Raw genomic sequence first — 11,517 nt, 5'->3', positions numbered from 1 at the left:
TCGGCCGGTATTCCCCCGAACCCGTTCAGCCTGAGCGAAGTCGAAGGCCACGCCCGACGCCCCACCCCAAGCCAGTCTCGTGACCGATCAACCACTTGCCACCCCCGCCCCGCTCGGCCAGTCTCGCCGCCATGATCCTCCCCCTGCTTCTCGCCGCCGCCGCGACGCCGGCCGCCGCCCCCTCCCCCGCCCGGCTGAAGGCCGATGTCGAAGCGCTGGTCGGGTTCGGCACGCGCCATACCGCCTCGACCACCACCGACCCCAAGCGCGGCATCGGCGCGGCGCGCGACTGGACCGCGCGGCAGTTCGAGGCGATCGCCCAAGGATGCGACGGGTGCATCACCGTCGAGCGGATCAACCGCCGCTTCACCGGCCCGCGCGCGCCGAACGGCGTGATGGTCGAGGATGTGCTGGGCATCCAGCGGGGGCGCGATCCGTCGCGCGTGGTGATCGTCGGCGCGCATATCGACAGCCGGGTGACCGACGTGATGGACGCGACCTCCGACGCGCCGGGGGCCAATGACGACGCCTCGGGCGTGGCGCTGGTGCTGGAGGCGGCGCGGCACCTGTCGAAGCAGCAATTCGACGCCACTATCGTCTATGCCGTCTTTTCGGGCGAGGAACAGGGTCTGTGGGGCTCGACCCTGCTGGCCGATACCGCCCGGCTGCGCAACTGGCGGGTATCGGCGATGCTCAACAACGACATCGTCGGGAACACGATCGGCCAGGGCGGCGTGCGTGAGGCGCGCTGGGTCCGCGTCTTCTCCGAAGGCATCCGTTCGTCGGAGGACCTGCCCCAGCAGATGCAACGGCGCGGAAACGGCGGCGAGGATGATGGCCCCAGCCGCGCGCTGGCCAAGGCGATCGACGGCGTCGCCGACAAGCTCGGCGGGCTGGACGTGTTCCTCGACCGCCGGCCCGACCGTTTCGGCCGGGGCGGCGATCACGAACCCTTCCTGAAGCTGGGCTATCCCGCCATCCGCTTCTCGGTCGCCAATGAGGATTGGGACGCGCAGCATCAGGACCTGCGCAAGGAAGGCGGGATCGCTTATGGAGACACCATCGACAAGATGGACTTTCCCTATCTGGCGAAGGTGACCGCGATCAACATCGCCACGCTCGCCCGCCTGGCCGCCGCGCCCGCCGCGCCCGACAAGGTGACGATCAGTGGCGCCCTGTCGCGTGACACGAAGGTCGAATGGGCGGCCGTACCAGGGGCGGTCCGCTACCGCGTCCATTGGCGGCGCAACGATGTTCAAGAGTGGACCCAGTCGCGCGACGTGACCGAGCCGGGCACTGTTCTGGCGCAGGTGCCGGTCGACGATCACTTCGTGGGCGTGTCGGCGATCGCGGCGGATGGGGCCGAAAGCCTGGTCACCTTTGGCGGGCGCTGATCGCGGATAGCCGTGAAAGGATGCCGCTCCGTGGGAGTTGGTCGGAGCGGCATCCCATATTCGACCCGGCGTCTCCTCGGGTCGAACTCCCCCCTGGGGAAGCTGTCAGCGACGAACCAACTTGCTGCGTACCCATGCGCGCCGGGTTCCGCTGCGCACCGTCTGGGTCGTGGTGGTCGTCGTTGTCGTGATAACCGGCGGCCCCTGTACCACGACCGTGGTCACTGTGGGAGCCGGATAATAATAACCCCCTTCATAATAGCCCGAATTTCCTGACGCAAGCGTGCCGACGGTCGTCGTCGTGGTGACGGTGGAACCATCGCGCGTCACCCAGCGCCGGCCCGTCGCCGGCGGGGGCGGCGGATAATCGCCGGGATAGTCATAAGCGGGGCGACCATAATCGGGTTGGCCGTAATCGTCATAGCCCGGTGCCATATGCCGTCGCCGATCCTCGGCGCGGTCGATGGCATAGCCCGCCGCCGCGCCCACGCCGGCGCCGATCAGCGTTCCGCCCAGCCGGTCGCCCCGCCCCGCCAGGACATTGCCGGCCACCCCGCCGGCGACCGCGCCGATCGCGGCACCGCCCAGACCGGTGTCGCGCGGCGCCGGTGGCGGATAGCCCGCGCCCGCATAGCCGGTGCCGGCATAGGCCGCCGCATCGGGGTCGTCCCAGTTCACGCCGGAGACGCTGTCATACACCCCGCCACGCTGGTCGATCAGCACCGCATCGTCGTAATAGCGCGACCAGTGATATCCCGCCGGCGGCTGCGCCAGGCGATAGGTCGCCCAGTCCTCCACCGCGAAACGCTGGCTGTTCCAATAGGCGGGGACCACCACGCCGCGCGCCGGCCGTCGATAGGCCGGCCAGCCGCCCGGCGCATTGGCCCCGCCCCACCAACGCCCGCCGACCTTGCTGCCCCAGCGGTCGCGGCGGACCGGCCCCGCACCGACGGTACGGGTCGTCACCTGGGGTCGGGCCGTGGCGGGCGCGGCGGCGTCGATGGCCGGGCGGGGATAGCTGGCCCCGGCGCGCAGCGGGGGGGCGCCCTGGGCCGCCACGGGCGCGGTCAACATGGTGGCGAGGGAGAGGCTGATCAGATGCGACAAGGTCCGCATGGCGTGGCAAAAATCCCCTGTTCGGTGCAATGGCGTCTCCCCCCAACGCCCGTGCCGTCTCAAAGGTTTGATACCAGCGCCGCCCTTTTGCCGATAGCGGCGGGCCGCGTCCCGAATCGGGTCAGGCGTGTCAGGCGTCCAACCCGGCCAGACGGGGCGCGAGCAACGTCATCAGCGCTTCGCATCCTGCCTGATCCTCGGCGTCGAAGCGGTCTGGGACCGGGCTGTCCAGGTCGAGCACGCCGACGACCCGCCCGTCCCGAACGATCGGCACGACCAACTCGGAACGGCTGGCGGCGTCGCACGCGATATGGCCCGGAAAGGCATGGACGTCGGCCACGCGCTGCGTCTGCCCGGTGGCGACGGCGGCTCCGCACACGCCCTTGCCGACCGGAATGCGGATACAGGCCGCTTTACCCTGGAACGGGCCGAGGACCAGTTCGCCGCCGACCATCCGGTAAAAACCGGACCAGTTGAGATCGGGCAGATATTGTCCGATCAGCGCGGCGGCATTGGCCATGTTGGCGACGGCGTCCGCCTCTCCGGCGGTCAGCGCGTCGAGCGCGGCATGGAGGTCGTGGTAGAGTTCCGCCTTCGATCCGGCGCCGATGTCGAACTGGTACATGGGTCGCGATGTAATCGGCGATGGCCGCCGCGTCATCCCCCGACGGACGCACATGGGCGGCTAACCCATCGTCAAGAAAGGCGGGGGCGCCCATCGGCACCCCCGCTCCGTCATCACCCGAACAGCTTGGCGGCCGTCTCGGCGATGCGCTTGCCCTGATAGCGGGCGCCGTCCAGATCGACCTGGCTCGGCTGGCGGCTGCCGTCACCGTCGGCCAGCGTCGAGGCGCCGTAGGGCGTGCCGCCATGGACTTCCTTCACGCCCATCTGGCCCTGAAAGCCATAGTCCAGCCCGACGATGGTCATGCCATGGTGGATCAGGTTGGTCAGGACCGAGAAGATCGTCGTCTCCTGCCCGCCATGCTGGCTGGCGGTCGAGGTGAAGGCGCCGCCGACCTTGCCGACCAGGCCGCCCTTCATCCACACGCCACCGGTCGTGTCCCAGAACGCCGCCATCTGACTCGCCATCCGGCCATAGCGGGTCGGCGTGCCGACGATGATCGCGTCATAGTTCGTCAGCGCATCGGGGCCCTCGATCTCGGGATGCGCGGTGTCCGTCTTGAAATGCGCGGCAGCGACGACCTCGGGCGGCGCGGTCTCGGCGACGCGGCGGATGTCCACCTCGGCCCCGCCGGCACGTGCGCCCTCGGCGATGGCGTCGGCCATCTGCTCGATGTGACCATAGGACGAATAATAAAGGACCAGAACCTTGGCCATGTGACGTAACTCCCTTCCTGAAAGCGTGAAATTATTCGGAATCGACCAGAACGATCTCGGCATCCTCGACCGCCGTGATCGTCACCGTGCGACCACCCGACAGCGCCGCGCCATCCCGCGCTGCGAACGGCACACCGTCGATTTCGATCCGTCCCGTCGCCGGCACCAGATAGGCGTGACGCCCCTCGCCCACCGTATGTTCGATGCGCTCGCCGGCCCGCAGCGTCGCGGCCAGAACTCGCGCTTCGGCGCGGATGCGCAGCGCGTCGCCATCCTCCTCGAACCCGCTGGCCAGCGTCACGAACTTGCCCGAGCGTTCGCCCTTGGGAAAGGGCTTGGCACCCCAGCTGGGCTGGCCGCCTCGCGTGCGCGGCTCGATCCAGATCTGGAAGAGCGTCGTTGGCTCGGTCTCCAGATTATATTCGGCGTGGCGCACGCCCGACCCGGCGCTCATCACCTGCACGTCGCCCGCCGCCGTGCGGCCGACATTGCCCATCGAGTCCTGGTGCGTGATCGCGCCGGTGCGGACATAGGTGACGATCTCCATGTCGGCATGGGGATGCGGCGGGAAGCCGGCATTGGGGGCGATGACGTCGTCGTTCCAGACGCGGATCGCGCCCCAGCCCATGCGGGCCGGATCATAATAGCTGGCGAACGAGAAATGATGCCGCGCGTCCAGCCAGCCATGATTGGCATGACCCAGGCTTTCGAAGCTGCGACGGTCGATTCCGGTGTCGATGACTTGGGTGCTCATGGGGTATCTCCCTTGGTTGCCCCCAAGATAGGCGCGATTATGATCGCGTAAACGGAAACGCTGGAAACCGATCGTTTCCACGTTCATTGTAGCGGCGCGGGGCCGCCATGGACCGCCTTGGGGGGAACAGGGGTCGAGGATGCGTCTGCCGGATCTGGAAGCCTGGGCGATCTTCGCCGCCGTGGTCGAGCATCGCTCGTTCAGCGCCGCCGCCGATGCGATCGGCCTGTCCAAGGCGACCGTGTCCAAGGCGATCACGCGGCTGGAGGCGCAGCTGAACCAGTCACTATTCCACCGCACCTCGCGCCGCCTGGCGCTGACCGAGGCGGGCAAGCCGCTGGCCGATCACGCCGCGCGCATCCTGGCAGAGGCCCGCGCCGCCGAGGAGGCCGCGCGCGATGCCGCCAGCGCGCCAGCGGGCCGCATCCGCCTCGCCGCGCCGATGTCCTTCGGGGTCAGCAACATCGCGCCCGTCATCGCCGATTTCCTGGCCGCGCATCCCGGCATCGAGATCGAACTCAGCCTGTCCGACGCACGGGTGGACATCGTCGCCGAAGGCTATGACATCGCGCTGCGCATCGCCGACCTGCCCGATAGCTCGCTACGCGCGCGGCGGCTGTGCGGCATCTCGACGCATGTCGTCGCCTCGCCCGGCTATCTGGCCGAACATGGCGAGCCGCGTCATCCCAACGAATTGGGCGAGCATCGCCTCCTCAGCTATTCCAACATCACTGGTCCCTGGCGCTTCCGCCATCCCAACGGCGCGGAAGTGTCGGTGCGGCCGCAGGGGCCGCTGACCGCCAATAGCGGCGATGCGCTGGTCCCCGCCGTCGTCGCGGGCTTGGGCATCGCGCGCCTGCCCGGCTTCATCATCGGCCCGTATCTCGCCAGCGGCGCCGCCGTCGAGATCCTGACCGAATGGACGCCGCCGCCGATCGGGCTGCATCTGCTCACCCCGCCCAGCCCGCTCAGGCCGGCGCGGGTGGAGGCGCTGATCACCTGGCTGGCCGACCGGGTGCGCGATCCCTGCACCGCCCATAGACAGGGAGCCACGGCATGAACCGGCTGCGCCCCGACGACGCCGATTCGCGCTTCATTCGCCGAATCGTCCTGACCCTGCTGATCTTGGCGGTCAGCGCGGCGCTGTTCCGGGCCGGTGATCTGTTGATCCTGGCGTTCGGATCGATCCTGGGGGCGATCGTCATTCATGCGATCGCAGACCTTTACGCCGATCACCTGCCGATCGGCCCGAAGCGATCGCTGACGCTGTCGATCGCGACCGTGCTGGCGGTGCTGGGCTTTCTGGGCTGGCTGTTCGGCGTCGCCTTTCGCCAGCAGTTGAACACGCTGGTCACCCAATTGCCGATCCTGCTCGACCAGCTCGCCGGCTGGGCCTCGCAATCGCCGGTCGGTGAGAAAGTGGTCGATGCGGTGCGCGCCGCCTATGCCGGCAGCCGGGTGGCGCAGGACATCAGCGGCATCGTGTCGGGCGCGGGCGAGTTCGTCCTGAACTGCCTATTGCTGCTGGTCGGCGCGCTGTTCTTCGCCGCCGATCCGAAAATCTATGAGCGCGGCTTCCTGCTGCTCATCCCCCGGTCGATGCGGCCTGCGGTGGAGGATGCGCTGTTCGACACCGGCTCGACCCTGCGGCTGTGGCTGCGGGCGCAGCTGATCCAGATGACGACGATGGGGGTGCTGGTCGGCGTGGGACTGGCGTTCGCCGGTGTGCCTTCTGCGGCCGCGCTGGGGCTGCTGACCGGATTGAGCGAGTTCGTGCCCTATGTCGGGCCGATCGCCGCGATGCTGCCCGCACTCGGCCTGGCGGCACAGGGGGGCAGCGGCGCGATCATCGGCACGCTCATCACCTTCGCGGTCGTGCGGTTGATCCAGACCAACGCCATCACCCCCTTCGTCACCAGCCGGGTCGTCGCCATCCCGCCGGCAGTCACCCTGTTCGCGATCATCGCCATCGGCACGATCTTCGGGCTGTTCGGGCTGTTCTTCTCGGCGGCGCTGCTGGTCGTGGTCTTCACCCTGATCCGCAGCCTGTACCTGCGCGAGGTGCTGGGCGAGGACATTCCACGTGCGGACCACACATCCCTGCTGGGTCCCGGCGCCCGGCTGAAAAGCGACGAGGAGAGTCCCGGTTAGGGGCGAATTAACCTTTTGCGTTCATATCCGCATTGGTTAATGAATGGAATTTCAGATCGCCGGGGGCCTCACGGAGGGCGATCATCGCGAATGGGGACTGCCGATGCGCGTATTGTTGATCGAGGACGAACCGACGACCGCCAAGGCGATCGAGCTGATGCTCGGCAGCGAAGGCTTCAACGTCTATACGACCGACCTGGGCGAAGAGGGCCTGGATCTGGGCAAGCTGTATGATTACGACATCATCCTGCTCGACCTGAACCTGCCCGACATGCACGGCTATGACGTGCTCAAGCGCCTGCGCGTCGCGCGCGTCTCGACGCCGGTCCTGATCCTGTCGGGCATCAACGAGATGGATTCGAAGGTGCGCAGCTTCGGCTTCGGCGCCGACGATTACGTGACCAAGCCCTTCCACCGCGAAGAGCTGATCGCGCGCATCCACGCCGTCGTCCGCCGCTCCAAGGGCCATTCGCAGTCGATCATCCGCACCGGCAAGCTGGCGGTCAATCTCGACGCCAAGACGGTCGAGGTCGACAATGCCCGGGTGCACCTGACCGGCAAGGAATATGCCATGCTGGAGCTGCTGTCGCTCCGCAAGGGCACCACGCTGACCAAGGAGATGTTCCTGAACCATCTCTATGGCGGCATGGACGAGCCGGAGTTGAAGATCATCGACGTCTTCATCTGCAAGCTGCGCAAGAAGCTGAGCCTGGCCTGCGACGGCGAGAATTATATCGAGACGGTCTGGGGCCGCGGCTATGTGCTGCGCGAACCCGATGAGATCGGACAGGCCGAACAAGCCGTCGCCTGATCGGGCGGTTTGTCGGGGAAATATGGGCCGGTTCGCGGGGGCGCGAGCCGGCCCTTTTTCTATGGGCGAGGTCCCGTGGCCTTCGACTGCGCTTAGGCTTAACAGAGCAAGGGGACTGCGGGCCTGACCCCCAACAGCCGTTCAGCCTGAGCGAAGTCGAAGGCCACGCCCCACCCTATCTATCAGGCGCTGACGCGCCGCCGCCGCAGCGCCAGGACCAGCAACGCCAATCCCCCCGCCATCACCCCCATCGTGGCCGGCTCCGGCACCGGAATCGGCGAACCGCCGCTGCTCCCGCCCGGCGTGACCGGCACCTGCGGCGTGGTCGGCACATAGGTGCCGATATAGGTCCCCAGATGGAACTCCCCATTCTGGGTCAGGCTGCCGAACACGGCCGAACCCTCGATATAATTGCCGGTCGTCGTCGCCGCTTTCGGCGCGAGGACCGAGCCTTTCCAGGCAGTGGTCAGCTCCAGGCTGGTCGCGGTCGGGAAGTTCCAGATGACATGCTCGCCCAGGCCGGTCGCATCGCCCAGGAAATTGTCGTCCAGCCGCACTGCGCTGCCGGCGACATTAACGATGACCGTATCCGCACCGTTCCGGTTGAAGGCGATCTCGCCGAAGCGGGACAGGTCGGCGGCGTTCAGGTTGAACACCGCGACGCCATTGGCCCCCGGCACCGCGTTGAAGGTCGCGCGGTTGCCGACGATGCTCACCGCACCGGTTGCCGCGAGCGCCGCATAGCCGTTGGCCAGATCGGTCATGCTGCTGGTCAGCAGCGTCTTCTGCTGGTTCAGCCCCGCGACGAAGCCCGGATCACTCGCGCCCAGCCCCGCCTGCACGATATTCTGATTGATATTGGTGTTGGACAGCGTGCCGCCGACCTTCACCGTCTGCACCCCGCCATTCAGGTTGAACCCGCCGACGACATTGCCGCCGATCAGCGCGCCCGATCCGTTGTTGAGGTTCTTCGTACCGCCCAGCACGTCGCCGACCACGGTCAGGCCGGGCAGCGCATAGTTGGACGGTGCGGGCGTGCGAATCTGATAATTGGACGAATTGCCGCTCAGATTACCGCCGACGAAGGTCCGCCCCTCCACCTCGGAACTGGACGTCAGATCGCCGAGCACGATCAGATTCCATTCCTTCAACGCATCGATGCCGACGACCGGCCCGGCCATGGCGATGGAGGGCAAGGCGGCGGCGATCAGCGCGGCGAAAGAAAGACGGTATTTCATGGGGATCGGCCTAACCCAAAAGCCTTGCTGATCCCTTAGCCTTATCGTCCCATTTCGGGATCAGCGGCGCTCCCACACCTTTTGCCCGCCGATCCAGGTCTCCTCGACCTTGGTCGCGCGCAGTTCGGTCGGGTTGGCGTCGAGCGGGTTGCGGTCGACGATCACGAAATCCGCCTGCTGGCCATGGCCGAGGCGGCCGAACAGATCCTCGGCGAAGCCGGCATAGGCACCGTCCATCGTGAAGGCACGCCACGCCTGTTCGCGGGTCACGATCTCCTGCGGCTGCCACCCACCATAGGGCTGGCCGTCCGGTCCCTGGCGCGTGATCGCGGCGGCCCAGCCGGCAAAGGGATCGGGGCTCTCGACCGGATAATCCGAGCCGAAGACGAGCGTCGCGCCGTTCTTCAGCATCGTGTTCCAGGCATAGGCCCCCGCCAGCCGCGCCGGCCCCAGCCGTGCCTCCGCCATCGTTCGATCGCTCGTCTCGTGCACCGGCTGCATCGAGGCGATGATGCCATGTTTGCCGAAGCGCGGCAGATCGGCCGGATCGACGATCTGAGCATGTTCGATCCGCCAGCGCCGATCGCCCTTATAGGTCTCCGCCAGTTCGTCGATCGCGTCGAGCACCTGCGCGTTGGCGCGGTCGCCGATCGCGTGGACGGCGACCTGGTACTTGTCCATCGCCGCGCGGCTCATCAGGTTGCGGATCACGTCGTCCGACATGAAGCCCAGACCCGTCTGGCCCGGCGCATCGGCATAGGGCTGCTTCAGCCACGCGCCGCGTGACCCCAGCGCGCCATCGCCATAGAGCTTCACGCCGACCAGCCGCAGCTTGTTGTTGTACAGCCACTGGGTCGGCCCGGTGCCGCCGATGCGCACGCTGTCCTCGACGCCACCGCCATAGCTCATGATACGGACGCGCAAATTCCCGGCATCGCCCATCCGGCGATAGGTCAGCCACTCGTCCAGCGTGGTGCCCATATCGGCGGTCGCGGTGATGCCGTGGCTCAGCAATTCGTTCTGCGCCTTCAGAAAGGCGGTGTTGCGATCCTTGGCCAGCGGTTGCGGCACCGCCTTCTGGATCAGCGCCATGGCCGCGTCGACGAACACGCCCGAGGGCTGGCCGCCGATCTTCTCGATCCGACCGCCGGCGGGCGAGACGGTCTTGGCGGTGACACCGGCCGCCTTCATCGCCGCGCTGTTCGCCCAGAGCGCATGGCCATCGGCGCGCTCCATCACCACCGGCCGATCCGAGACGATGGCGTCGAGATCAGCGGCCGTCGGGAAACGACCCAGCGCCCAGCTTTCCTGGTTCCAGCCGCCACCCAGCACCCATTTGCGCTCCGGGTTCGCCGAGGCATAGGCCGCGATCCGCGCCTTGGCCTCGTCGAGCGACTTGGTGGGTGCCAGATCGAGTTCGAGCAGGCGGAAGCCCAGCCCCATCACATGGCCATGCGAATCGACGAAGCCGGGGATCAGCACCCGCCCCTTCATGTCCGCACGCCAGTCGAGCTTGTCGGGACGCTTGTCCTTGGCCGACAGCAGCCGCGCGACCTTGCCGTCCGGGGTCAGCAGCAAGCCGGTGAAGCGGACGACCTTGCCATCCTTGTCCAGCGTCATCCCCGTGACATTGTCGATCAGCGCATCGGCAAAGGCCGCGACGGGGGTGAGCGCGGTCGCCAGCGTCGCGGCGAGCAGGATGCGAAGGGGGCGGAAGGAGGAAGCCGGCTTGAGCATGGTCCGTTCCCTATCGGGTGATGCGGCGGGTGGGAAGCGGCGTAACGATCCTCCCCGGCACGGGGGGGGCAGCAGGGCGAAACTCTGACGGAGGGGGGCTTCCACACAAGGTACCCTTTTGCGGCACGCCCCCCTCCACCATGCTCCGCATGGTCCCCCTCCCCTTATAGGGGAGGAAAGCGTCACGACCGCCGCACGACCTCGCGAATCACGAAGTGCGAGGCCAGCCGCGTCACCCCCGGCAATCGCGCCAGCGTTTCGCGGTGGATGCGCTCGTAACTGTCGTCGCGGCGCACCTCGACCTGGATCATATAGTCCGCCTCGCCGCTCATCAGGAAACATTCGACGATCTCGGGACAGCGCAGGATCTCGCGCTCGAACGCCGCCATCGTTTCCTGCCGCTGGTCCTTCAGCGTCACATTGACCATCACGATCGACGGCCGCCCGCGCGCCTCGTGGCTCAGGATCGCGCGATAGCCGGCGATCACCCCCGCCTCGCGCAGTTGCGCCACCCGGCGATGCGCGGCGCTGGCCGACAGCCCGACCTTTTCACCCAGCGCGGCGCTGGTCAGGTCGGAGTCTCTGGCCAGTTGCGCCAATATGCGGCGGTCGATCGCGTCGGACATTTCATCCCGATAGCGGCATTCCCTTTGCAATGAAATCTCGCCCGAGCCGCTGTATCGGGATCGCTTTGCAAACCTCTCCCGCCCGATCGGCGCTACTATCCGCGCCATCATATAGGAGAGTTTTGCCATGCGCGTCGGTGTGCCCAAGGAAATCAAGAATCACGAATATCGCGTCGGCCTGACCCCGCCGTCGGTGGCCGAGCTGGTCGCCGCCGGCCATGAGGTCATCGTCGAGACCAAGGCCGGTGGCGGCATCGATTTCGAGGATCAGGACTATGTCGACGCCGGCGCGCGCATCGTCGCGACCGCTTCGGAAGTGTTCGACCAGGCCGAGATGATCGTGAAGGTG

General features: G+C 67.2%; 11 protein-coding genes and 1 pseudogene. 5 read left to right on the top strand and 7 right to left on the bottom strand.

Going from position 1 to position 11,517, the window contains the following annotated elements; all coding sequences use genetic code 11:
• Nucleotides 1-131: 131 nt before the first annotated feature.
• Nucleotides 132-1,394: a M20/M25/M40 family metallo-hydrolase gene (locus ACQKJZ_RS15245; RefSeq protein ID WP_427732045.1), complete on the top strand. Its 1,263-nt coding sequence runs from the start codon at nt 132-134 to the stop codon at nt 1,392-1,394.
• A gap of 105 nt (nt 1,395-1,499) precedes the next feature.
• Here ACQKJZ_RS15245 and ACQKJZ_RS15240 read toward each other — a convergent pair whose 3' ends face one another.
• The 4 genes from ACQKJZ_RS15240 to ACQKJZ_RS15225 form a co-directional block, all read right to left on the bottom strand.
• Entirely contained in the window at nt 1,500-2,510 is a 1,011-nt protein-coding gene (locus ACQKJZ_RS15240; protein WP_427732043.1) for an RcnB family protein, read from the bottom strand.
• 130 nt (nt 2,511-2,640) lie between these two features.
• A complete protein-coding gene (locus tag ACQKJZ_RS15235) occupies nt 2,641-3,135 on the bottom strand; it encodes a GAF domain-containing protein (RefSeq protein WP_312491129.1) in 495 nt (164 codons plus the stop codon).
• A gap of 113 nt (nt 3,136-3,248) precedes the next feature.
• Nucleotides 3,249-3,851 carry an NAD(P)H:quinone oxidoreductase gene (wrbA, locus tag ACQKJZ_RS15230; RefSeq protein ID WP_312491127.1) on the bottom strand — a complete coding sequence of 201 codons (603 nt, stop codon included), beginning with the start codon at nt 3,849-3,851 and terminating at the stop codon, nt 3,249-3,251.
• Between the two features lie 31 nt (nt 3,852-3,882).
• On the bottom strand, nt 3,883-4,605 hold the full coding sequence (locus ACQKJZ_RS15225) for a pirin family protein (RefSeq protein WP_427732040.1): 723 nt from the start codon (nt 4,603-4,605) through the stop codon (nt 3,883-3,885).
• A 139-nt stretch (nt 4,606-4,744) separates the two neighbouring features.
• Between ACQKJZ_RS15225 and ACQKJZ_RS15220 the strand changes: the two genes are divergently transcribed.
• From ACQKJZ_RS15220 to ctrA, 3 genes are all read left to right on the top strand, one after another.
• Nucleotides 4,745-5,665: a LysR family transcriptional regulator gene (locus ACQKJZ_RS15220; RefSeq protein ID WP_427732038.1), complete on the top strand. Its 921-nt coding sequence runs from the start codon at nt 4,745-4,747 to the stop codon at nt 5,663-5,665.
• Complete coding sequence (locus ACQKJZ_RS15215) at nt 5,662-6,756, top strand: AI-2E family transporter (protein ID WP_427732036.1); 1,095 nt, start codon at nt 5,662-5,664, stop codon at nt 6,754-6,756. Before ACQKJZ_RS15220 ends, ACQKJZ_RS15215 begins: the two co-directional genes overlap by 4 nt.
• A gap of 103 nt (nt 6,757-6,859) precedes the next feature.
• Nucleotides 6,860-7,567 carry a response regulator transcription factor CtrA gene (gene ctrA, locus ACQKJZ_RS15210; RefSeq protein WP_183951759.1) on the top strand — a complete coding sequence of 236 codons (708 nt, stop codon included), beginning with the start codon at nt 6,860-6,862 and terminating at the stop codon, nt 7,565-7,567.
• 182 nt (nt 7,568-7,749) lie between these two features.
• On the opposite strand, the gene ACQKJZ_RS15205 is transcribed toward ctrA, so the two are convergent.
• The 3 genes from ACQKJZ_RS15205 to ACQKJZ_RS15195 all read right to left on the bottom strand — a co-directional run bounded on the left by ACQKJZ_RS15205 (nt 7,750) and on the right by ACQKJZ_RS15195 (nt 11,168).
• Nucleotides 7,750-8,805 (bottom strand): choice-of-anchor A family protein, encoded by a 1,056-nt coding sequence (locus ACQKJZ_RS15205; protein ID WP_427732034.1) that lies wholly within the window; start codon nt 8,803-8,805, stop codon nt 7,750-7,752.
• A gap of 60 nt (nt 8,806-8,865) precedes the next feature.
• On the bottom strand, nt 8,866-10,542 hold the full coding sequence (locus ACQKJZ_RS15200; RefSeq protein WP_312489887.1) for an amidohydrolase: 1,677 nt from the start codon (nt 10,540-10,542) through the stop codon (nt 8,866-8,868).
• 182 nt (nt 10,543-10,724) lie between these two features.
• Entirely contained in the window at nt 10,725-11,168 is a 444-nt protein-coding gene (locus ACQKJZ_RS15195) for an Lrp/AsnC family transcriptional regulator (RefSeq protein ID WP_183951762.1), read from the bottom strand.
• Nucleotides 11,169-11,295: 127 nt separating this feature from the next.
• On the opposite strand from ACQKJZ_RS15195, the pseudogene ACQKJZ_RS15190 reads away from it, so the two are divergent.
• Nucleotides 11,296-11,517 (top strand): annotated as a pseudogene (locus tag ACQKJZ_RS15190) (alanine dehydrogenase); the annotation flags it as partial.

This window comes from Sphingomonas sp. NPDC019816 (assembly GCF_050274375.1).
Taxonomy (GTDB): domain Bacteria; phylum Pseudomonadota; class Alphaproteobacteria; order Sphingomonadales; family Sphingomonadaceae; genus Sphingomonas.
The sequence above is the reverse complement of the archived record's forward strand: the minus strand, read 5'-3'. Positions and strand labels throughout refer to the sequence as shown.

What these genes read in the sequence shown, in the direction of transcription:
- ACQKJZ_RS15245 (WP_427732045.1), top strand. Translation starts at nt 132, where the DNA reads ATGATCCTCCCCCTGCTTCTCGCCGCCGCCGCGACGCCGGCCGCCGCC.
- ACQKJZ_RS15240 (WP_427732043.1), bottom strand. Translation starts at nt 2,510, where the DNA reads ATGCGGACCTTGTCGCATCTGATCAGCCTCTCCCTCGCCACCATGTTG.
- ACQKJZ_RS15235 (WP_312491129.1), bottom strand. Translation starts at nt 3,135, where the DNA reads ATGTACCAGTTCGACATCGGCGCCGGATCGAAGGCGGAACTCTACCAC.
- wrbA (WP_312491127.1), bottom strand. Translation starts at nt 3,851, where the DNA reads ATGGCCAAGGTTCTGGTCCTTTATTATTCGTCCTATGGTCACATCGAG.
- ACQKJZ_RS15225 (WP_427732040.1), bottom strand. Translation starts at nt 4,605, where the DNA reads ATGAGCACCCAAGTCATCGACACCGGAATCGACCGTCGCAGCTTCGAA.
- ACQKJZ_RS15220 (WP_427732038.1), top strand. Translation starts at nt 4,745, where the DNA reads ATGCGTCTGCCGGATCTGGAAGCCTGGGCGATCTTCGCCGCCGTGGTC.
- ACQKJZ_RS15215 (WP_427732036.1), top strand. Translation starts at nt 5,662, where the DNA reads ATGAACCGGCTGCGCCCCGACGACGCCGATTCGCGCTTCATTCGCCGA.
- ctrA (WP_183951759.1), top strand. Translation starts at nt 6,860, where the DNA reads ATGCGCGTATTGTTGATCGAGGACGAACCGACGACCGCCAAGGCGATC.
- ACQKJZ_RS15205 (WP_427732034.1), bottom strand. Translation starts at nt 8,805, where the DNA reads ATGAAATACCGTCTTTCTTTCGCCGCGCTGATCGCCGCCGCCTTGCCC.
- ACQKJZ_RS15200 (WP_312489887.1), bottom strand. Translation starts at nt 10,542, where the DNA reads ATGCTCAAGCCGGCTTCCTCCTTCCGCCCCCTTCGCATCCTGCTCGCC.
- ACQKJZ_RS15195 (WP_183951762.1), bottom strand. Translation starts at nt 11,168, where the DNA reads ATGTCCGACGCGATCGACCGCCGCATATTGGCGCAACTGGCCAGAGAC.